Here is a 20,560-nt window from a genome sequence, read left to right as displayed (position 1 = left end):
ACAGGTGCGCGGTAGAGTCTCTGCCTCACTCTTTTACACAAAAATAACCCAATGCCTCATTTTTTTATTGACCGCCCTATTTTCGCCTGGGTCGTGGCGCTGTTTATCGTCCTGACGGGTCTCCTGTCTATTCCTCGTTTGCCGGTTGCGCAGTATCCGGCGGTGGCACCGCCGGGCATCATTATTTCCGTCAGTTACCCGGGGGCCAGCCCCGATATCATGAATACGTCGGTAGTATCGTTAATCGAGCGCGAAATCTCTGGCGTAGACAATTTGCTCTACTTCGAATCATCCAGCGACACAACCGGTTCGGCGTCTATTACCGTCACGTTTAAACCCGGCACGGACATCAAGCTGGCGCAAATGGATCTGCAGAACCAGATTAAGATCGTCGAGCCTCGTCTTCCTCTGGCGGTAAGACAAAACGGCATTAACGTCGAGGCCGCTAATTCTGGATTTTTAATGATGGTGGGGTTGAAGTCCACCAGCGGTCAATTCGAGGAAGCCGACTTAAGCGACTATTTTGCCCGAAACGTCAGTGACGAGCTTCGTCGCGTGCCCGGCGTAGGGAAAGTTCAGCTGTTTGGCGGCGAAAAAGCGCTGCGTATCTGGCTGGATCCGATGAAGCTCCACAGCTACGGCCTCTCGGTGAGCGATGTTCTCACCGCTGTTGGCCAGCAAAATGCCCTGGTTTCGCCCGGCAAAACGGGAGATGAACCGGCATCTGCGGGACAAGGCGTAACGTATCCCATCACCGTGAAGGGGCAACTCACTTCGGTAGAGGCGTTCAGAAACATTACCCTGAAATCAGATGCATCGGGCGCGAGGCTGAAACTGTCCGACATCGCGCGCGTTGAGTCCGGCCTGCAAAGTTACGCTTTCGGTATCCGCGAAAATGGCGTGCCCGCAACGGCGGCGGCAATCCAGCTGTCGCCGGGTGCCAACGCAATGAGTACAGCTTCAGGCGTACGCGCGCGCATCGACGAGCTTTCCCTGGTGTTACCGGAAGGAATGGCGTTTACGGTTCCCTTCGATACCGCGCCGTTTGTGAAACTGTCTATCATGAAGGTGGTTCAGACCTTTGTAGAAGCGATGGTGCTGGTCTTCCTGGTGATGCTTCTGTTTCTGCACAAGATACGCTGTACGCTTATCCCGGCGATTGTTGCTCCCGTCGCACTTCTTGGCACCTTCACGGTGATGTTATTGAGCGGATACTCCATCAATATTCTGACGATGTTCGGCATGGTGCTGGCAATAGGGATTATCGTTGATGATGCCATTGTGGTTGTGGAGAACGTCGAACGACTGATGGCGGAAAAAAGCCTCTCCCCACGGGACGCTACCCGGCAGGCCATGCAGGAGATCGCCCCGGCGATTATCGGGATCACGCTGGTGCTCACTGCCGTCTTTATCCCCATGGGGTTTGCTGAGGGTTCGGTCGGGATTATCTATCGACAATTTTGTATTTCTATGGCGGTCTCCATACTGCTGTCCGCGTTTCTGGCCCTGACGCTAACGCCTGCCCTGTGCGCAACGTTACTCAAGCCGCACAAGGCAGGAAAGAGCGGAAGTGGAAGGTTCGCGGCCAAGTTTAACGCGCGCTTCCGTTTGCTCACCGTCTGTTACGAAGCCGGGCTGGGTGCCGTTCTGAAGCGAACCGGGCGTATGCTGCTCCTGTACGTTGCGCTCTGCACGGCGCTGTTTGTTGGATTGTCTTCGTTACCGACGTCCTTTCTGCCGGATGAAGATCAGGGCTACTTTATGTCCTCTATCCAGCTGCCTTCTGATGCCACGATGCAGCGCACCCTCGACGTGGTCAAAAAATTTGAAGCGGAAATTGCGGCCCGGCAGGACATTGAAAGCAACATTATGATCCTGGGGTTTGGCTTTTCAGGTTCAGGACCGAATTCGGCTATGGCCTTCACCACGCTGAAGGACTGGAAAAATCGGCAGGGCTCGACGGCTCAGGATGAAGCCGACCACATACAGGCCAGCATGACGAACGTCTCTGATGCCGTCACGATGAGCCTGCTCCCGCCGGCCATTTCGGATATGGGCACCTCCTCGGGCTTCACCTGGTACGTTCAGGACAGAGCGGGAGCGGGCTATGACGCTCTAAAGAGGGCCGCCGACGCGCTGGTTCAGCAGGCTAATCAACGCCCTGAACTCAGCGATGTCTATATAGACGGTCTGCCGGAAGGATCCAGCCTTGCGCTCCAGGTTGACCGGGAAAAGGCGGAAGCGATGGGCGTCTCATTCGATGAAATCAACCAGACGCTCTCCGTCACCCTGGGCTCAAATTACGTCAACGACTATACGAACAACGGCCGCGTTCAACAGGTGATTATTCAGGCCGATGCCCCCTATCGAATGCAGCCCGAGCAGATACTGAAACTATCAGTGAAAAACCGGATGGGTGAGATGGTGCCGGTATCAACGTTTGCGACGATATCCTGGAACGTTGCGCCGCAGCAGTTGACGCGCTACCAGGGTTATTCTGCTATACGGATTACCGGAAGTGCGGCGTCAGGCGTATCCAGCGGCACCGCAATGAAGGCCATGGAGGGCTTGTCCAGGACTCTACCTCAGGGCATGGCGGGCGAGTGGGCCGGGAGTTCGCTACAGGAGATAAAATCGGAATCGCAGCTTCCGGGCCTGATCGCCCTGTCGATACTGGTCGTGTTTATGGTGCTCGCCGCCCTGTATGAGAGCTGGTCTATTCCTTTTGCGGTCATGCTGGTCGTTCCTCTGGGCCTTATCGGCGCGGTGATAGCGGTGTTTATTGCCGGCATGACCAATGACGTGTTCTTTAAGGTCGGTCTGATTACGCTCATCGGCCTGTCGGCCAAGAACGCCATTCTGATTGTGGAGTTTGCCATGCAGCTGCATCGCGAAGGACAACCCCTGCTGGCGGCGACCATTCATGCAGCCAGTCAGCGCCTGCGCCCCATTCTGATGACATCGTTAGCCTTTACCTTAGGAGTTGTTCCTCTGATGCTGGCCACCGGTGCAAGCGACAGTACGCAGCATGCCATCGGTACCGGCGTATTTGGCGGCATGATTAGCGGTACGCTTCTCGCGATCTTCTTCGTACCGGTTTTCTTTATCGTTATTGCGCGCTTCATCGGCAACATCAGGAAAGCATGAACACCCTTGCGGGATCGCGCCTCCTCGCTGGTTGGATGAGGCGAAGCTGTTGCCGGGTGATATACTGGACGAATGCTGAAATTTCGCGCCCCCGCGAGTCCGCGGCGCATTCTTCGGGGCATGCGACTTCGGAGAAGTGCGAGAAATATCGTGACACAAAGGGCCGTGAGTGGGCTATAATTTCGAGCTAATTTCGAATGATTTTGAAATACTGCCTGTAACGCTATGAATTACAAGGCAAAATAAGCAATGAATATAAGGATTAAAGCTATGGGTTTTCTTTCCGGTAAGCGCATTCTGGTGACTGGCGTTGCCAGCAAACTGTCCATCGCATACGGCATCGCACAGGCAATGCATCGCGAAGGCGCTGAGCTGGCGTTCACCTACCAGAACGACAAGCTGAAAGGCCGTGTTGAAGAGTTTGCCGCGCAGCTGGGTTCCAGCATTGTTCTGGAATGTGACGTTGCACAAGACGAAAGCATCGACGGCATGTTTGCTGAACTGGCAAAAGCATGGCCGAAATTCGACGGTTTCGTTCACTCCATCGGCTTCGCGCCTGGCGACCAGCTGGACGGCGACTACGTGAACGCGGTAACCCGTGATGGCTTCAAAATCGCGCACGACATCAGCTCCTACAGCTTCGTTGCGATGGCTAAGTCCTGCCGCGCGATGCTGAACCCGGGCGCAGCCCTGCTGACCCTGTCCTACCTGGGCGCAGAACGTGCGATCCCTAACTACAACGTAATGGGTCTGGCTAAGGCGTCTCTGGAAGCCAACGTACGCTATATGGCGAACGCAATGGGTCCTGAAGGCGTGCGCGTTAACGCCATCTCTGCGGGTCCAATTCGCACCCTGGCCGCTTCCGGTATTAAAGATTTCCGTAAAATGCTGGCACACTGCGAAGCGGTTACCCCGATTCGTCGTACTGTTACCATTGAAGATGTGGGTAACTCTGCAGCATTCCTGTGCTCTGACCTTTCCGCGGGTATCTCCGGCGAAGTGGTTCACGTTGACGGCGGCTTCAACATCGCTGCAATGAACGAGCTGGAAATTAAATAAGCTGTGACTCTCTTCCCGCCCGGGAAGAGAGTATTTCCCCCCCCCCGCGTCACCCCTTCGTTATTCCGTTCTGCTATTTGTTATCACCTAACAATATTTTTCCCTTTATCTGCCTTACGCCAGGATATTGATCGCCATTTTGAGATCAAGGAACGCACATGGAACAACGCCGTTTTTCCGGCAAAGGCCACTGGTATCATGAAACCCAGTCAAACCACGCGCAGACGGATGTTCTGCCCCTGGTGCCCGAAGCCGCTAACGTCGACGATCGTTTTTTGCTCGATTTAGCCCTGCCTGATGAGATTGTCGCCGCCTGTTCTGGCTGGCTTACCCCTGCCAGAGCCTTATGCCACCAGCTGTTTCCGCTCTCAATTCCCGTGAACCGCCTGCATACGCTCAGCGCTTACGATCGGCTCAGTACCGCGCTGACGGTCGCACAGGCCTGCGGCGTTCAGCGGCTCTGTAACCACTACGCCGCCCTCCTCGCCCCGCTTCCCGGCCCGGACTCCTCGCGCGAAAGCAACCGCCGCCTGGCACAGATCACCCAGTATGCCCGCCAGCTCGCCAGCTCGCCTGATGTCATTGATGATAAAGCACGGAACCAGCTTGAGGAGGTAGGCCTGTCCACGTACGACATCGTGGTGATTAACCAGATTATCGGCTTTATCGGTTTCCAGGCGCGCGTGGTCGCGATTTTTCAGGCCCTGTTGGGACACCCTGTTCGCTGGTTGCCGGGGCATCATATTCAGCCGCACACGCTTCCCGCGAGCCACGATGCGTGGATGCCGCTTTTACCCGTCGTCGAGCTGCGCTACGCGAATGCGCATCAGCTGGAGTCCCTGTCCCGCTGGCAGGCCGAACCCGCGCTCGAGGCGTTGACGCCGGTGCTTTGTCATGAGCCGACGCTGCTCGACCTGACCGGAGAACTCCTGTTAAACAGCCGCGCGGAGATCCCGCAGACGTCACCCGCACTTTCGGCAGCGGTCGAACTGCTGACCCGCTCGCCGGACCGCTTCAGCGCCGCGCAGTTTACCCCGCTCACGGATCAAGGACTCCAGGGCGAATATGCCATCACGCTGCTTACCCAAAGTGCGTTTGATGGCTGGCTTAATCGTCTGAAAGTGGCGTTTGGTAAAGAGGAATAACCACACTCATTACCCAAAGACCGCTTGCTGAGACAGTGAGAATCGCGTAAAACTGTCAGCCGCTCAATGGCTACGAAAATAGAACATTATGTTTCAGGACAACCCGCTGCTAGCGCAGCTTAAACAGCAACTGCATTCCCAGACGCCGCGTGCAGAAGGGGTCGTAAAAGCCACGGAAAAGGGCTTTGGCTTCCTTGAAGTTGACGCGCAGAAAAGCTACTTCATTCCGCCACCGCAGATGAAGAAAGTGATGCATGGCGACCGCGTCATGGCCGTCATTCATACCGAAAAGGAACGTGAGTCCGCCGAGCCGGAAGAACTGATCGAACCGTTCCTGACCCGCTTTGTGGGTAAGGTGCAGCGAAAAGACGATCGTCTTTCTATCGTGCCGGATCACCCTCTGCTGAAAGATGCCATTCCCTGCCGCGCCGCCCGTGGCGTTGAGCATGATTTTAAAGAAGGCGACTGGGCCGTAGCAGAAATGCGCCGTCATCCTCTGAAAGGCGATCGCGGTTTTTATGCGGAACTGACCCAGTTCATTACCTTTGGCGCCGATCATTTCGTGCCATGGTGGGTTACGCTGGCACGCCACAATCTTGAAAAAGAAGCGCCGAACGGCGTGGCAACCGAGATGCAGGACGAAGGTCTGACGCGTCGCGATCTCACCGCGCTGGAGTTTGTCACCATCGACAGCGCCAGCACCGAAGATATGGACGATGCGCTGTACGCTGAAGAGAGTGCCGACGGCAAACTGCACCTGACCGTTGCCATTGCCGATCCCACCGCCTGGATTGTTGAAGGCAGCAAGCTTGACGAAACGGCGAAAATCCGTGCGTTCACGAACTACCTGCCGGGCTTCAACATCCCAATGCTGCCGCGTGAACTGTCAGACGATCTCTGCTCGCTGCGTCCGAATGAAGTGCGTCCGGTCCTTGCCTGCCGCATGACCATTGCCGCGGATGGCGCGATTGAAGACGATATCGAGTTCTTTGCTGCCACCATCGAGTCGAAAGCCAAGCTGGCCTACGATAACGTCTCCGACTGGCTGGAAAATACCGGTAGCTGGAAACCAGAATCAGACGCCATTGCCGCGCAGATCCGTCTGCTGCATCGCATCTGCCTGAACCGCGGCGAGTGGCGTCAAACCCATGCGCTGGTGTTCAAAGATCGCCCGGATTATCGCTTTGTTCTGGGTGAGAAAGGCGAAGTGCTGGATATCGTGGCCGAGCCGCGACGCATTGCGAACCGCATCGTTGAAGAAGCGATGATTTCCGCCAACATCTGTGCCGCACGCGTGCTGCGCGACAAGCTGGGCTTTGGCATTTACAACGTCCATACCGGCTTCGACCCGGCGAATACCGAAGCGCTGGCAGCCCTGCTGAAGAATCACGACGTGCACGTCGATCCGGAAGAAGTGCTGACCCTGCCGGGCTTCTGCAAGCTTCGCCGCGAACTGGACGCGCAGCCATCGGGCTTCCTGGACAGCCGCATTCGTCGCTTCCAGTCCTTCGCTGAAATCAGCACCGAGCCTGGCCCGCACTTTGGTCTCGGCCTCGAAGCCTATGCGACCTGGACGTCACCGATCCGTAAGTATGGCGATATGGTTAACCACCGTCTGCTGAAAGCGATTATCAAAGGCGAAACCGTTGCCCGCCCTCAGGAGGAGACCACGCTGCAGATGGCCGATCGTCGCCGTCTGAACCGCATGGCAGAACGTGACGTTGGCGACTGGCTTTACGCGCGCTTCCTGCAGGATAAAGCCGGTACGGATACCCGTTTCGCCGCCGAGATCATTGATATTAGCCGCGGAGGAATGCGCGTCCGTCTGGTCGATAACGGTGCTGTCGCGTTTATTCCGGCGCCATTCCTGCATGCTGTTCGCGATGAAATGGTCTGTAGTCAGGAAAACGGTACGGTGCAAATTAAAGGTGAAACAGTTTACAAAGTCACCGACGTGATTGACGTCACTATCGCTGAAGTCCGTATGGAAACCCGCAGTATTATCGCGCGTCCTGTCGCCTGATAACCTGTTCAATTGTCGGTCATTTCCTTTCCGGAAAGGCCGACAATTTTTCTTTTTATCCCCGCCACAAAATCATTATTTTTTCTTACTATTTTCAGTCTCCCCTCGCCCAAATTCGCCATAATTATCTACAGTAAAAGAGTGTTGTTATATTCGGTTACGTGAATTTTTATACGCTCAGTATCCTTTTAAATCTGACTCGTTTTATTATAAGAATTCAGGGAAAAACAATAAGTTCACTTCGGTTTTGCCGCTGCTTCTCAACGGAAAAGTCGACTGCAAATGAATAATTGGTGCGCTACTGAACAGCTGCGGGAGAAAACATGATGGACGATCTGGAGCAGAATTTGCTGTTTCGCTACATGGGAACCCACAGCCCATGGTGGCGCTTGTCAGCTGACAGCAACGCTCTGCACCTTGCCGCCAGTGAAAATGCCGATGTCACTCAGGTGATTGCGCTGGACGACGATCAGGCCGATCTCATCCGTCATTTAACCGTTATTACCTCCAGCATTTCCATGACGCTCTCGTTATTCGGGGAAGATGTCCCAGTTCACCTTGTGGGCCGTAAAATTACCCGTAACGAGTGGGCCGGTACGGCTTCCGCCTGGAACGATACGCCCTCCGTGGCGCGCGACCTGGCTCAGGGACTCTCTTTTGCGGAACAGGTGGTGTCAGAGGCTAACTCCGTGATTGTTATTCTCGATCAGAACGGCAATATTCAGCGTTTTAACCGGCTGAGCGAAGAGTATACCGGCCTCAAAGAGCAAGAAGTGATTGGCCAGAACGTGTTTAAGCTCTTTATGAGCCGCAGCGAAGCGGCTGCCTCAAAGCGCAATATTACCGGTTTCTTCCGCAACGGCAGCTCCTACGAAGTCGAACGCTGGATCAAAACGCGTAAAGGGCAACGACTGTTTCTGTTCAGAAACAAATTCGTTCACAGCGGCAGCGGTAAAAATGAAATTTTCCTTATCTGTTCCGGTACCGATATTACCGAGGAACGCCGCGCTCAGGAGCGGCTGCGCGTGCTGGCCAATACCGATACCATCACCGGCTTACCAAACCGCAATGCGATCCACGACCTGATCTCTGACGCCATCAGTCACCGCGGCGACACGCAGGTTGGCGTGGTGTATCTCGACCTGGATAACTTTAAAAAGGTCAACGACGCTTACGGGCATATGTTTGGCGATCAGCTGTTACAGGCTGTCGCGCTCGCCATTTTGAGCTGTCTGAATGAGGGACAGGTGCTGGCACGACTTGGCGGAGATGAGTTTATCGTCATGGCCACCCATACTTCTCAGGGTTCTCTGGAAGCGATGGCGTCGCGCATTTTAACCCGCCTGCGCCAGCCGTTCCGAATCGGCCTGATCGAAATTTACACCGGCTGTTCCCTGGGCATCGCCCTCGCCCCGCAGCACGGTAACGACCGGGAAAGCGTCATTCGTAACGCCGATACCGCCATGTACACCGCTAAAGAGAACGGCCGGGGCAAGTTCTGCGTCTTCTCGCCCGAGATGAACCAGCGCGTGTTTGAGTATCTCTGGCTGGATACCAACCTGCGTAAGGCGCTGGATAACGACCAGCTCCTGATCCACTACCAGCCTAAAATCACCTGGCGCGGCGAGGTCAGAAGTCTTGAAGCGCTGGTCCGCTGGCAATCGCCCGAACGCGGGTTGATCCCACCGCTGGAGTTTATCTCTTATGCCGAGGAGTCAGGGTTGATTGTGCCGCTGGGCCGCTGGGTGATGCTGGATGTGGTTCGCCAGGTGGCGAAATGGCGCGATAAGGGAATTAACCTGCGTGTGGCCGTGAACGTCTCTGCGCGTCAGCTGGCCGACCAGACTATCTTTAGCGACTTAAAGCAGGCGCTGAAGGATCTGAACTTTGAATACTGCCCGGTCGACGTCGAATTAACCGAAAGCTGTCTCATCGAGAACGAAGAGCTGGCGCTCTCCGTGATCCAGCAGTTCAGCAGGCTGGGGGCGCAAATTCATCTCGACGATTTTGGTACCGGCTACTCCTCCCTTTCTCAGCTGGCCCGCTTCCCTATTGACGCCATAAAACTCGATCAATCGTTCGTCAGGGATATTCATAAGCAGTCCATCTCCCAGTCTCTGGTGCGCGCCATCGTCGCGGTGGCGCAGGCGTTAAACCTGCAGGTGATTGCCGAAGGGGTCGAAAATGCAAAAGAAGACGCCTTTCTGACCAAGAACGGCGTCAACGAACGGCAGGGTTTTCTGTTTGCTAAGCCGATGCCCGCTGCCGCATTCGAGCGATGGCTAAAACGATATCAGGCGCGAAAACAGCATTAACTGGCTTTACGCAACCCCGCCGCGTGATGGCGGTTTTGCAGCATCACCAGACGTTCCATGTAGGCGATATCTTTCGGTTCCAGGCAGAAAGCCGCGTCCACCCAGTCTTCCGTGATGTCCATCAATTCACTGCGCGGCAATTGCAGAACGCGCGTACGGGCGCGCAGCATCGCTCTTACGCCATTCAGTTTTGGCCGTAGCGTGTCGATGAAGGTTCGTGTGGAGACATAGCTTTGTCCGGGTTCAAACAGGAGATCCACCAGGCCATGCTGTTCGTACCATTCCGCCGTATGGGATTCCCGCTTGTAGATGAGTTCCTCCGCCAGCTTCATTCCTGAACGGCGAGCTACCAGGGAATATCCCCCCATGCCCGGGAACAGGTTAAAAGCAATCTCGGGAAAACCTAAACGTGCATCGCGCTGCGCCAGAACGAAATGGTGCGCAAGAGCGGCCTCAAATCCGCCCCCTAACGCGCTGCCTTCGACCATGGCCAGCGAGATGGCCCCCGTATCAAACCCCCGGGAGGCCGCATGCACGCAATCGACACAGGCGCGCGCATAGGCCCGTAACGCTTCACGTCGACCGTGCTGAATGCACTCGACGAAAAACTGCAGGTCACCGCCCACATTGTACATCTCAGGCACCAGCGATCCGGTCACCCAAAAATCGACCGCAAAACCAGACTGGCGGACGAGCCATGAAAGGTTCATGATCTCCTCTATTAACGCATGGTTGAAGCAAGGACGTGGCTGAGCCCGCAACATCATCCAGACTGTATGTCGCTCTGCCTCATAATAGCCTGACAGCTGGGTGAACCGTTCAGTGTCGGTAAACAGTGTGCAGGTAGGCTGATTGATAACTGTCATAGTCTAATTCCTCTTATAAAAAAGCGCGTTGCGCGCAGTTTTAGACTAATCCACTCAATAAGCCCGCTGCATGAGGGGGAATAATTTTATCACTTCCGTTTATGTAATTTGGTTATTGCATTTTTTCCCTTCTCTTTTGAAGCCAATTTCTGCATCATTGAAAATATTAACTTTTCGCGCCTGGGGTGAGATTATGTCAACTATTGACGCACAAGCTGTAGCACAACGAATTGATACCGTGCTGGATATCCTGGTGGCGGGCGATTATCACTCTGCTATCCGTAATCTTGAGATCCTGAAGTCTGAACTTCTTGCTCAGAATGGCGCTGACGATGCACCCGAAAACAGACAGCCAAAAGCGCCGTGGGAAGTTTAACCCCCACCGTTTCCGACCTCGTTTCGCTTTATTAAATGGATGCTATGAATTCCCGACAACAACTCATTTTGCAGATGGTCATCGATCAGGGACGCGTAAGCGTAGTCGATCTCGCTAAAACCACTGGCGTTTCTGAAGTCACCATCCGTCAGGATCTTAATCTGCTGGAAAAACAGAGCTACCTGCGTCGCGCGCACGGCTATGCGGTCCCGCTGGACAGTGATGACGTTGAGACGCGCATGATGAACAACTACGCGCTCAAACGTGAACTGGCGGAATTTGCTGCGTCCCTGGTGAACAACGGCGAGACCGTCTTTATTGAAAACGGCAGCAGTAATGCCCTTCTGGCGCGAACGCTTGCCGATCAAAAAGACGTTACCATTATCACCGTCAGCAGCTATATCGCGCATTTACTTAAAGAGACGCGCTGCGAGGTGATTCTGCTGGGCGGCATCTATCAGAAAAAAAGTGAAAGCATGGTTGGCCCGCTGACCCGTCAGTACGTCCAGCAGGTTCATTTCAGTAAGGCCTTTATCGGGATTGACGGCTGGCAGCCGGAGACAGGCTTTACCGGCCGGGATATGATGCGCTCTGACGTGGTGAATGCCGTACTGGAAAAAGAGTGCGAAGCCATTGTGCTCACCGACAGCTCTAAATTTGGTGCCGTTCACCCTTACACGATGGGTCCCGCTTCACGCTTTAGCCGCGTGATTACCGATGACCGTTTGAGCGAAGCGCATCGCAATAAACTCGAAGAGAGCGGTTTGATCGTCAATATTATTAAAGCCAGCGCCTGATTTCCCTCCGCGCCCGTATTTCGGGCGCACATGTCTTTCTCTGAGATGATTCTTAACCCTGCTTTAAGAGTTTTTACCTGTTTAACCTGCCCTAAAGTCGTAAAATTACTATTAGCGATATAACAGGAAGTGACTATCACCTGCGTGATGAAGTAACGCCTGCGCGACCAGCTTTCACGGGGAAAAGAATTAAGTATTCGATTAGTCTATACTTAACGTGTACATCTTTCCGTGAATCGATAATTCAGGAGAAAGTATTATGACCTTAACCAGCAAAAAATTAGCCGCCGCTGTTCTGGCAATCACTGTCGCTATGTCCCTGAGCGCATGCTCTAACTGGTCTAAACGTGACCGTAACACCGCGATTGGTGCCGGTGCCGGTGCTCTCGGTGGTGCAGTATTAACGGATGGTAGTACGCTGGGTACATTAGGTGGCGCTGCTGTCGGTGGTATTATCGGTCACCAGGTTGGCAAATAACTATTATCTAAGCCTTCCTCGATATTGCGATATTTAAACGCATTTCAGGTCTGACATACGCACGTATATAACACGAGCCACGGCATTTGCCGTGGCTCATTTATTTTAGCCGCCTGCCAGTTTGACTTTCATGCCTTTGGCTTCGAGCAGTGATTTAATTAAATCACGTTTATCACCCTGGATTTCGATAATGCCGTCCTTCACGGCCCCGCCGCATCCACATTTCTTTTTCAGCTCGGCAGCCAGCTTTGTCAGTTCAGCATCATCCAGATCAATACCGGAAATAAGGCAGACCCCTTTCCCCTTACGTCCGCTGGTCTGACGCTGAATGCGCACGATACCGTCCCCCTTAGGACGTTCCACTTTCGTTTTCGGTTCGTCGATACGCCCGCTCTCGGTTGAGTAGACCAGACGGCTGTTGGAATCGGTCATTACGCCCCCTTTTTCAGCGATGCGTTGATAGCCTTAAGCGTCTCTGCCGGGTTTGCAGACTGCGTCACCGGACGTCCAATGACCATATAGTCAACGCCCCCCGCCAGCGCCTGCTCAGGCGTCATGATGCGGCGCTGATCGCCCACGTCGCTGCCCGCAGGACGGATACCCGGCGTAACGAGTTTAAAATCCTGGCCCAGCGCTGATTTGAAACGTACCGCTTCCTGCGCGGAGCAGACTACGCCATCCAGGCCGCACTGCTGCGTCAGACGCGCGAGACGTTCGGCATGTTCCGCAGGTGACAACGTCACGCCAAGGTCGCGTAAATCATTTTCGTCCATACTGGTGAGCACGGTGACGGCGATAAGCAGCGGCGCGTCGTTACCGAACGGCAGGAGCGCCTCACGGGCAGCGGTCATCATTCTTGCCCCACCCGACGCATGGACGTTGACCATCCATACGCCCAGCTCGGCGGCTGCAGCAACGGCGTGGGCCGTGGTGTTCGGAATATCATGGAATTTGAGGTCGAGGAAAACGTCAAAGCCGCGCTGTTGCAGATCGCGAACGATTTGCGGTCCAAACAGCGTGAACATCTCTTTGCCAACTTTCAGGCGGCAATCGCGAGGGTCGATACCGTCGACAAACGCCAGTGCAGCGTCACGCTTATTGTAATCAAGCGCAACAACAACAGGAGAATCCGTAATTACGCGGGAAGTGGAGGATGTAACAGACGTCATGACCAGCCCTTTTCGTCTATGGGCGCGCAGCGGCGCGGAACAGATAAACGGCCAGCATTCTACCTGCCGACGCCGCAAATTGACAGAATCCATTTATCTGCCTGCCAGGCCGGCAAACCGCACGGTGCTCAGAAAACGTTAAATACCATCAGTATGTTGTAACTAAAATGAAGGCTTTTAAAAAATTACTGTCCGTCCAGGCCGCGGATGGGCTTGATGGTGGACCAGGCCCGGCAGGACGGACAATGCCAGTAGAGCGTGTAGGCGGTAAAACCACACTTCTGGCAACGGTAGCGCGGTTTGCTGCGCACCTGCTCGCCAACCATGTCGCGCAGCACCATCAGGCTCTCTTTCGCGCGCCCTTCTTCCGCGTCGTTCAGGTGGTAATCCATCAGCTTATGGAAGACCCGCATGGTCGGATGACGCTGAAGCTGTCGGGTGATATAGACCTGCGCGGTGTCGCCCCCCTCATACTGCTCAACAACGTCAGCAAGCATCAGTTCCGCGGTTGCGCCGGTATTCTCTTCCACGCAGCGACGCAGGAACGCCACCCACTCTTCCCGCTTGTCCAGCTGTTGATAGCAGGTTTGCAGCATTTCCAGCGTTTCACTGACCAGCTCTTTGTCCTGGTCGATAACCCGCAGCAGGCTTTCAACGGCTTTGGCGTAGTCGCCATTCGCCATAAAAACGCGCCCCATCATGATGGAGATACGGGCGCTGTTGCGGTCCGCGGCGGCACCTTTCTTCAGCAACGCCATGGCTTTGTCCATGTCGTCATTGCCCATCTGCTGAAGGGCAAGCTCACAGTAGAAATGGGCGATCTCAACGCGCTGCTTATCTTTACCCAGCTTCACCAGACGTTCAGCCGTATCAATGGCTTTCTGCCAGTCGCTGGTGGCCTGATATATCTGCAGGAGCTGCTGCAGCGCGCCGATGCGGAAATCTGTTTCATCCACCAACTGTGCGAACATATCTTCCGCGCGATCGTACAGTCCCGCAGCCATGTAATCTCGTCCCAACTGCTGTACGGCCAGCAGTCGTTGATCGTAGGTCAGCGAGGCGCTTTCCATCAGGGTCTGGTGAATACGAATGGCGCGGTCAACCTCGCCGCGAGAGCGGAACAGGTTACCGAGAGTGAGATGGGCTTCTACGGTCCCCGTGTCCTCTTTCAGCATGTCGAGGAACAGGTCTACCGCTTTGTCCTGCTGATTGCTCAGGAGGAAGTTCACCCCCGCAACGTAGTCGCGGGAGAGCCGGTTGGCCTCATCCTGTTTTGTTTGTTGCGCACTTCTGCGGCCCATATACCAGCCATAGGCTGCGGCGACAGGCAAAAGCAGAAACAACAACTCCAGCATCGTCGATTATTCCTTCACGACCGGCACGCCAGAGCTTTCCGGCATGTCGGACGCAGGCGCAATGTGATGTTCGAGTCGTTTGATTTTACGTTCAGCGCGCGCAAGCGAAACACGGACTTTTAACCAGAACAAACCGCAAACCAGCCAGCCAATGGCAAAGCCTGCAGCAAATAAGACCGCGAGCAGGCTCGACACGCGATACTCGCCCTGAGCCAGCAGATAGTTAAACGTCACCTGCTGATCGTTTTGTGCACCCAATGTGACTGAAATGACAAAAATCGCCAATACCAGTAAGAAAATGAGTAAATATTTCACATTACTTCCCGTTATGTGGTTCAAGCGAATAAAGTATGTTCAACTTACCGCAATCAGCCTTATAAACTACCATTTTAGTGACGGGCGCGAAACGGAAAAAGTGACGCGCCAGTCATGGATCTATGGGCAAAATGCGCAATATCAACCTTCAGGAGTCCGTTTGGTCCCTTTCGGCTATTTCTTCTTTCTCTTCCGGCGGTGGCGTTAGCGGGCCGCAGAATCGTTCAGCCAGCCAGGTCGCCAGCATCACCAGCATCCACGAGATGAGCGTGGCGACGACCAAGTCCCGTGGCCAGTGCATCCCCAGCAGTAAGCGGCTGCCCATCACTCCCGTCGCCCAGACCAGTAAAATCACGATGGTGACCGTTCGACGTCTAGGCCAAAGCAGCCCAACCCCCAGCAGCGCCCAGCTGGCCGCAAACATGGTGTGGCCGGAGGGAAACGCGAACCCGGTCTCTTTCTGCCAGTGTTTACGCAAGAATTTCGGGATATCCTGCTGTTCCGCAAGCTGTTCTTTCACCAGTGCGCCACGATCTTTACGCTTTAAAGTGTAGAACTCATCCACCGGAACATGGTGCGTTTTTTCCAGCCAGACGACAAAAGGACGCGGCTCCTGAACGCGATCTTTCACCCAGGATTTTACGCCCTGACCGATAAGGATAGCGCCACCGAGGATCGCAAAGAGCATTAGCGCCGCGCGCAGACGAAAGCGCAGGCACCACAGAAACCAGGCGCACAGGAGGACGTGGGTGATAATTCCCCAGGGCTGGGTGACCGTTTCCGTAATCCAGTATAACGTTTTCAGCCACGTGGCGTTCTGCCCGGGCTGCCACATCCACCCTGAAAGCCATACGGCCAAAGGCATAATCAGTAAAATGGCCGCACCTGCTGCCGTACGTCTGGCGATTGAATGCATGTCTTCTCCTTTTTGCTAAGCGTCACAATCATAACTGAAATTTGTTCGCTGGGTGGAGATGTCGGATCGTGCTTTTAACGGTCATATCGCATGGTGCCCATTAGGCGAACCTGCTGAGCTTGTGGCAAAATAAACTGATATAGAAAGCAAAACAGGGCACAGGCACGAAACGTGTCAGCCTACTCTGGAGAATCACATGCAGCTTAAACGTGTGGCAGAAGCCAAACTGCCAACCCCATGGGGCGATTTCCTGATGGTGGGTTTTGAAGAACTGGCAACCGGACAGGATCATGTCGCACTGGTATATGGCGACATTTCAGGGCAGACGCCGGTGCTGTCCCGCGTCCATTCAGAGTGTCTCACCGGCGATGCGCTGTTCAGCCTGCGCTGTGATTGCGGTTTCCAGCTGGAAGCGGCCCTTTCTCACATTGCTGAAGAAGGCCGCGGCGTGCTGCTTTATCACCGTCAGGAAGGGCGTAACATTGGTTTGCTGAATAAAATTCGCGCCTACGCGCTTCAGGACCAGGGCTACGATACGGTTGAAGCCAACCATCAGCTCGGTTTTGCCGCTGACGAACGTGACTTCACCTTATGCGCCGATATGTTCAAGCTGCTGGGCGTAGACGAAGTTCGTCTGCTGACCAATAACCCGAAAAAAGTGGAGATCCTGACCGAAGCCGGGATCAACATCGTTGAACGTGTACCGCTGATTGTCGGCCGTAACCCGAAAAATGCCCACTACCTTGATACCAAAGCCGCCAAAATGGGCCATCTGCTGAAAGAGTGATGCTACCTGAAATTGATGACAAACCCTGTTATCAACAACTTCGCCGTTTTTTGCCGGGTGACGCTGCGTTTACCCGGCCTACTGTAATTTGTAGGCCCGTGCAAGCGTAGCGCCGCCGGGCGAAACGTACATCAAGCACTTTGTCAGCAGTCTGAGCCCGGCACGCGTGCCGGGCTCGTTTCATCAATCCAGCATCTTACGAATCACGTAATGTAAAATGCCGTCGTTCTGGTAGTAGGTCAGCTCGGTTGCCGTATCAATACGGCACCGACAATCCAGCACCTCGGTTTTCCCGTCTGCCCGCGTTAACGTTACCGGCACCGTTTTACCCGGCTGCAGGTTTTGCAGGCCGCTAATGTCAATCTGCTCTTCCCCGGTCAGGCCCAGCGTTTTACGCGTCACGCCCTGCGGGAACTCAAGCGGCAGGATCCCCATGCCGATCAGATTCGAACGGTGAATACGTTCGAACGATTCGGCGATGACCACCCGAACGCCAAGCAGGCGCGGGCCTTTCGCCGCCCAGTCGCGGCTGGAGCCGGAACCGTACTCTTTCCCGGCAATCACCGCCAGCGGCGTCCCTTCCTGTTGGTATTTGACCGCCGCATCATAAATCGACACGACTTCCGTCCCCGGCAGATGGCGCGTCATGCCCCCTTCCACGCCCGGCACCATTTCGTTACGAATGCGGATGTTGGCAAAGGTCCCGCGCATCATGACTTCATGGTTACCGCGGCGCGAGCCGTAAGAGTTAAAATCGCGGCGTTCGACACCCCGGCTTTGCAGGTAGCGGCCTGCCGGGCTATCGGCTTTGATGCTCCCCGCCGGAGAGATATGATCCGTCGTGACAGAATCCCCCAGCATGGCCAGGATGCGCGCGCCGTGAATATCCTTAAGCGGCGCCGGCTCGGCCAGCATCTCATCAAAGAACGGCGACAGACGAATATAGGTCGAGTCATCCTGCCAGCCATAGGTATCCGAACCTGCAACGTTGATGGCTTTCCATTCCGGCGTGCCTTCAAAGACCTCCGCGTACTCTTTGCGGAACATCTCGGTAGAAACCTTCTCAACAGCCAGCGCGATTTCACGTGAAGAAGGCCAGATATCTTTCAGATAGACAGGATCATTCTTACGATCGTGACCAATCGGATCGGTCACCAGGTTGATATTCATGTTCCCGGCCAGGGCATAAGCCACCACCAGCGGCGGCGAAGCAAGCCAGTTGGTTTTCACCAGCGGGTGAATGCGCCCTTCAAAGTTTCGGTTACCGGACAGGACGGCGCCGACCGTCAGGTCACCCTGCTTGATCGCCGTTTCGATAGGTTCGGGCAGTGGCCCGGAGTTACCAATACAGGTCGTACAGCCGTAGCCCACGAGGTTAAAGCCCAGCTCGTCCAGGTACGGCGTCAGTTTGGCCTGAGCCAGGTAATCCGACACCACTTTGGAGCCCGGCGCCAGCGAGGCCTTAACCCACGGTTGAGGTTTTAGCCCAAGCTCTACCGCTTTCTTAGCCAGCAGACCGGCTGCCATTAATACGCTGGGGTTGGACGTGTTGGTGCAGGAGGTAATGGCGGCAATCACAACCGCGCCGTCCGGAAGCTGGTACTGATGTCCGTTCAGAACATAGTCGACGGGACGATGGTCTTTCTGCGCCACGTTCACTTCAAGAGCATTGCTGTCGGCAAACGCTTTCGGCACGTCGGTCAGCGCAACCCTGTCCTGCGGGCGTTTCGGCCCCGCGAGGCTCGCTTCGACGCTTCCCATATCGAGTTCAAGCGTGCTGGTGAAAACAGGCTCATCGCCCGGATTGCGCCACATGCCCTGCGCTTTGGTGTACGCTTCCACCAGCGCGACCTGCTCTTCGCTGCGGCCGCTGAGGCGCATGTACTCCAGCGTGACGTCATCAATGGGGAAAAAGCCGCAGGTGGCACCGTATTCCGGCGCCATATTGGCAATGGTGGCGCGGTCGGCCAGCGGCAGTGAATCCAGTCCGTCACCGTAGAATTCGACAAACTTGCCTACCACACCATGCTTGCGCAGCATCTGGGTGACGGTCAGCACCAGATCGGTGGCGGTAATGCCTTCAGACAGTTTTCCGGTGAGCTTGAAGCCCACCACATCCGGAATAAGCATGGATACCGGCTGGCCGAGCATGGCGGCTTCCGCTTCAATACCGCCGACGCCCCAGCCCAGCACGCCCAGACCGTTGATCATCGTGGTATGTGAATCCGTGCCCACCAGCGTGTCCGGATAAGCCACCCACTCTTTATCCTGCAATTCGCTCCAGACGGCTTTACCCAGATATTCAAGGTTTACCTGGTGACAAATGCCGGTGCCTGGCGGGACCACGCTAAAACGGCTGAACGCCTGCTTTCCCCACTTCAGGAAGACGTAGCGCTCGTGGTTACGCTCCATCTCGAGACGAACGTTTTCACCAAAGGCATCGTCATCACCGAAGTGGTCAACGGTCACGGAGTGGTCAATGACGAGGTCAACGGGGGAAAGCGGGTTAACCTTTGCCGTATCTCCGCCGAGACGCTTCACGGCTTCGCGCATCGCGGCTAAATCAACCACGGCCGGAACACCGGTAAAGTCCTGCATCAGCACCCTTGCCGGGCGGTAGGCGATTTCTCTGTCGGCATGGGCCTTCTCAAGCCACCCTGCCAGCGCCTGGATATCATCGAGCGTGACGGATTCACCGTCCTGCCAGCGCAAGAGATTTTCAAGTAAAACTTTCAAGGACTTGGGTAAACGCGAAATGTCCCCAAGCGTTCTGGCAGCCAGCGGCAGGCTGTAGTAATGCCAGGTTTTATTTTCTGCCTGTAATGTGTCCTTACTGGCTTCGCGTAGGGTTAACGACATAAGCTCCTCCTTAATCACAGAGATGTCCCGACAATCATCAGGGCTGTAATTAAAGATAACACAAAGATTTCGTAACGTTTTGATAACAACCCAAATTGATAAATTTCGGATTGGTCCACAAGGGGGAAACAAAAAACCCCGCCGTAGCGAGGTTTTACAATTTAGTGGAGCGCCAGCCAGATGAGCTGACTCCAGAACAGAATCGACACGGTAAAAACGCCGATCCACGACCAGTATTTGTGAGACGTCATGTTATTCATCATAGGGACACCAGGCATTATTTATAAAAATTCCGAGGTTGTTCCTCAGTGCTATATTGCTGATGTGTATTTATTAAAGAGTACAAAAGTGCAGAGTCGATATTCAGACTATTTGCATCATTACGCAATAAACTAAATTATTGTTTTTTGGGTTCGTCTTCTGCGAACACATCAATAAACGCTTGCTGCTGCGGCGTCAGTTTCCAGGACGCAGGTACAACAGTTGCAGGTGCTTTACGCCCTCTGTGGCCGTTGTCACGATGCTGACACATCTGTTTTACCGAAGCGGTACGTACCGTCACTGCCATATTTAACCCCAATATCTCCAGGCCAGGAGAGCAACAGCCACCCAAAACAAGGCGGAGACGAGAAAGACCGCCAGCCAGGCTTTACGCTTGAGCGCAGGATCCCTTTGCGGTTCTTCACTTCCTGAAGGCATTGCTAACCTCATACAATCGACATCGCTTATCATTTAGGACCAAACAATTGGTACAATTAATCATCTGTTGAGATAAATCCTAAAGAAACTTTAGCCGAAAAGCCAGTGAATTTACGCACCGGGAGGTATGAAATATTCAATCTTTTGACCAGAAATAAATTATTGAAAAGAAAAATTTGCGGAGGCGTAAATTAGTTTCTACTTTTGTCGCCAATTCACGACATTAAAACCTTACAAAGCAAATGGCTAATGAC

The 20,560-nt window shown here is 54.5% G+C and carries 19 protein-coding genes; 9 read left to right on the top strand and 10 right to left on the bottom strand.

Annotated features, from left to right (window positions below; all coding sequences use genetic code 11):
- Positions 1-51 precede the first annotated feature (51 nt).
- The 5 genes from LLF79_RS04915 to pdeR all read left to right on the top strand — a co-directional run bounded on the left by LLF79_RS04915 (position 52) and on the right by pdeR (position 9,689).
- Positions 52-3,147, top strand: coding sequence for a multidrug efflux RND transporter permease subunit (locus LLF79_RS04915; RefSeq protein ID WP_227879162.1), 3,096 nt, complete (start codon positions 52-54; stop codon positions 3,145-3,147).
- Between the two features lie 270 nt (positions 3,148-3,417).
- Positions 3,418-4,206, top strand: coding sequence for an enoyl-ACP reductase FabI (gene fabI / locus LLF79_RS04910; RefSeq protein WP_003856831.1), 789 nt, complete (start codon positions 3,418-3,420; stop codon positions 4,204-4,206).
- Positions 4,207-4,364: 158 nt separating this feature from the next.
- Entirely contained in the window at positions 4,365-5,351 is a 987-nt protein-coding gene (locus tag LLF79_RS04905; protein ID WP_227879161.1) for a CMD domain-containing protein, read from the top strand.
- Between the two features lie 88 nt (positions 5,352-5,439).
- Positions 5,440-7,374 carry an exoribonuclease II gene (locus LLF79_RS04900; RefSeq protein WP_008501220.1) on the top strand — a complete coding sequence of 645 codons (1,935 nt, stop codon included), beginning with the start codon at positions 5,440-5,442 and terminating at the stop codon, positions 7,372-7,374.
- A 323-nt stretch (positions 7,375-7,697) separates the two neighbouring features.
- On the top strand, positions 7,698-9,689 hold the full coding sequence (gene pdeR / locus LLF79_RS04895) for a cyclic di-GMP phosphodiesterase (protein ID WP_227879160.1): 1,992 nt from the start codon (positions 7,698-7,700) through the stop codon (positions 9,687-9,689).
- Here the strand turns inward: pdeR and LLF79_RS04890 are convergent.
- Positions 9,686-10,555, bottom strand: coding sequence for a crotonase/enoyl-CoA hydratase family protein (locus tag LLF79_RS04890; RefSeq protein WP_227879159.1), 870 nt, complete (start codon positions 10,553-10,555; stop codon positions 9,686-9,688). The genes pdeR and LLF79_RS04890 overlap by 4 nt on opposite strands.
- Before the next feature lie 193 nt (positions 10,556-10,748).
- On the opposite strand from LLF79_RS04890, the gene LLF79_RS04885 reads away from it, so the two are divergent.
- The 3 genes from LLF79_RS04885 (at position 10,749) to osmB (ending at position 12,206) form a co-directional block, all read left to right on the top strand.
- Positions 10,749-10,931: a hypothetical protein gene (locus tag LLF79_RS04885; protein WP_021240294.1), complete on the top strand. Its 183-nt coding sequence runs from the start codon at positions 10,749-10,751 to the stop codon at positions 10,929-10,931.
- Between the two features lie 44 nt (positions 10,932-10,975).
- Positions 10,976-11,728, top strand: coding sequence for a DNA-binding transcriptional regulator YciT (locus LLF79_RS04880; RefSeq protein ID WP_021240295.1), 753 nt, complete (start codon positions 10,976-10,978; stop codon positions 11,726-11,728).
- 259 nt (positions 11,729-11,987) lie between these two features.
- The gene (osmB, locus tag LLF79_RS04875) at positions 11,988-12,206 is read left to right on the top strand and encodes an osmotically-inducible lipoprotein OsmB (protein WP_008501216.1); all 219 of its coding nucleotides are present in this window, start codon (positions 11,988-11,990) and stop codon (positions 12,204-12,206) included.
- A 105-nt stretch (positions 12,207-12,311) separates the two neighbouring features.
- On the opposite strand, the gene yciH is transcribed toward osmB, so the two are convergent.
- The 5 genes from yciH to pgpB all read right to left on the bottom strand — a co-directional run bounded on the left by yciH (position 12,312) and on the right by pgpB (position 15,961).
- Complete coding sequence (gene yciH / locus LLF79_RS04870; protein WP_008501215.1) at positions 12,312-12,638, bottom strand: stress response translation initiation inhibitor YciH; 327 nt, start codon at positions 12,636-12,638, stop codon at positions 12,312-12,314.
- Positions 12,638-13,375: an orotidine-5'-phosphate decarboxylase gene (gene pyrF, locus LLF79_RS04865; RefSeq protein ID WP_227879158.1), complete on the bottom strand. Its 738-nt coding sequence runs from the start codon at positions 13,373-13,375 to the stop codon at positions 12,638-12,640. Before pyrF ends, yciH begins: the two co-directional genes overlap by 1 nt.
- A 185-nt stretch (positions 13,376-13,560) precedes the next feature.
- Positions 13,561-14,730: a lipopolysaccharide assembly protein LapB gene (gene lapB, locus LLF79_RS04860; RefSeq protein ID WP_023617208.1), complete on the bottom strand. Its 1,170-nt coding sequence runs from the start codon at positions 14,728-14,730 to the stop codon at positions 13,561-13,563.
- Positions 14,731-14,736: 6 nt separating this feature from the next.
- Complete coding sequence (locus tag LLF79_RS04855; RefSeq protein ID WP_008501212.1) at positions 14,737-15,045, bottom strand: LapA family protein; 309 nt, start codon at positions 15,043-15,045, stop codon at positions 14,737-14,739.
- A 148-nt stretch (positions 15,046-15,193) separates the two neighbouring features.
- Entirely contained in the window at positions 15,194-15,961 is a 768-nt protein-coding gene (gene pgpB, locus LLF79_RS04850; protein WP_227879157.1) for a phosphatidylglycerophosphatase B, read from the bottom strand.
- Between the two features lie 196 nt (positions 15,962-16,157).
- Between pgpB and ribA the strand changes: the two genes are divergently transcribed.
- Complete coding sequence (ribA, locus tag LLF79_RS04845; protein ID WP_008501210.1) at positions 16,158-16,748, top strand: GTP cyclohydrolase II; 591 nt, start codon at positions 16,158-16,160, stop codon at positions 16,746-16,748.
- 183 nt (positions 16,749-16,931) lie between these two features.
- Here the strand turns inward: ribA and acnA are convergent, their stop codons facing one another.
- The 4 genes from acnA to LLF79_RS04825 form a co-directional block, all read right to left on the bottom strand.
- Positions 16,932-19,607 carry an aconitate hydratase AcnA gene (gene acnA, locus LLF79_RS04840; protein WP_227879156.1) on the bottom strand — a complete coding sequence of 892 codons (2,676 nt, stop codon included), beginning with the start codon at positions 19,605-19,607 and terminating at the stop codon, positions 16,932-16,934.
- Between the two features lie 161 nt (positions 19,608-19,768).
- Positions 19,769-19,867 carry a small membrane protein YmiC gene (gene ymiC, locus LLF79_RS04835; protein WP_032623144.1) on the bottom strand — a complete coding sequence of 33 codons (99 nt, stop codon included), beginning with the start codon at positions 19,865-19,867 and terminating at the stop codon, positions 19,769-19,771.
- A gap of 137 nt (positions 19,868-20,004) precedes the next feature.
- Complete coding sequence (locus LLF79_RS04830) at positions 20,005-20,175, bottom strand: hypothetical protein (RefSeq protein ID WP_021240301.1); 171 nt, start codon at positions 20,173-20,175, stop codon at positions 20,005-20,007.
- A gap of 2 nt (positions 20,176-20,177) precedes the next feature.
- Positions 20,178-20,318 carry a YmiA family putative membrane protein gene (locus tag LLF79_RS04825; RefSeq protein WP_213374860.1) on the bottom strand — a complete coding sequence of 47 codons (141 nt, stop codon included), beginning with the start codon at positions 20,316-20,318 and terminating at the stop codon, positions 20,178-20,180.
- Positions 20,319-20,560: the final 242 nt, after the last annotated feature.

The sequence above is a fragment of the Enterobacter cloacae complex sp. 2021EL-01169 genome, from assembly GCF_020733125.1.
GTDB classification, from domain to species: Bacteria; Pseudomonadota; Gammaproteobacteria; order Enterobacterales; family Enterobacteriaceae; genus Enterobacter; species Enterobacter roggenkampii.
Note: the sequence above shows the minus strand (reverse complement) of the source record. Positions and strands in the feature narration are given on the sequence as shown.

Bases quoted from the DNA above. Each gene is read 5' to 3' on its own strand.
- fabI (WP_003856831.1), top strand. From the start codon at position 3,418: ATGGGTTTTCTTTCCGGTAAGCGCATTCTGGTGACTGGCGTTGCCAGC.
- pyrF (WP_227879158.1), bottom strand. From the start codon at position 13,375: ATGACGTCTGTTACATCCTCCACTTCCCGCGTAATTACGGATTCTCCT.
- LLF79_RS04890 (WP_227879159.1), bottom strand. From the start codon at position 10,555: ATGACAGTTATCAATCAGCCTACCTGCACACTGTTTACCGACACTGAA.
- LLF79_RS04880 (WP_021240295.1), top strand. From the start codon at position 10,976: ATGAATTCCCGACAACAACTCATTTTGCAGATGGTCATCGATCAGGGA.
- LLF79_RS04905 (WP_227879161.1), top strand. From the start codon at position 4,365: ATGGAACAACGCCGTTTTTCCGGCAAAGGCCACTGGTATCATGAAACC.
- ymiC (WP_032623144.1), bottom strand. From the start codon at position 19,867: ATGAATAACATGACGTCTCACAAATACTGGTCGTGGATCGGCGTTTTT.
- LLF79_RS04830 (WP_021240301.1), bottom strand. From the start codon at position 20,175: ATGGCAGTGACGGTACGTACCGCTTCGGTAAAACAGATGTGTCAGCAT.
- acnA (WP_227879156.1), bottom strand. From the start codon at position 19,607: ATGTCGTTAACCCTACGCGAAGCCAGTAAGGACACATTACAGGCAGAA.
- lapB (WP_023617208.1), bottom strand. From the start codon at position 14,730: ATGCTGGAGTTGTTGTTTCTGCTTTTGCCTGTCGCCGCAGCCTATGGC.
- pgpB (WP_227879157.1), bottom strand. From the start codon at position 15,961: ATGCATTCAATCGCCAGACGTACGGCAGCAGGTGCGGCCATTTTACTG.
- LLF79_RS04825 (WP_213374860.1), bottom strand. From the start codon at position 20,318: ATGAGGTTAGCAATGCCTTCAGGAAGTGAAGAACCGCAAAGGGATCCT.
- LLF79_RS04885 (WP_021240294.1), top strand. From the start codon at position 10,749: ATGTCAACTATTGACGCACAAGCTGTAGCACAACGAATTGATACCGTG.
- osmB (WP_008501216.1), top strand. From the start codon at position 11,988: ATGACCTTAACCAGCAAAAAATTAGCCGCCGCTGTTCTGGCAATCACT.
- yciH (WP_008501215.1), bottom strand. From the start codon at position 12,638: ATGACCGATTCCAACAGCCGTCTGGTCTACTCAACCGAGAGCGGGCGT.
- LLF79_RS04915 (WP_227879162.1), top strand. From the start codon at position 52: ATGCCTCATTTTTTTATTGACCGCCCTATTTTCGCCTGGGTCGTGGCG.
- LLF79_RS04900 (WP_008501220.1), top strand. From the start codon at position 5,440: ATGTTTCAGGACAACCCGCTGCTAGCGCAGCTTAAACAGCAACTGCAT.
- pdeR (WP_227879160.1), top strand. From the start codon at position 7,698: ATGATGGACGATCTGGAGCAGAATTTGCTGTTTCGCTACATGGGAACC.
- ribA (WP_008501210.1), top strand. From the start codon at position 16,158: ATGCAGCTTAAACGTGTGGCAGAAGCCAAACTGCCAACCCCATGGGGC.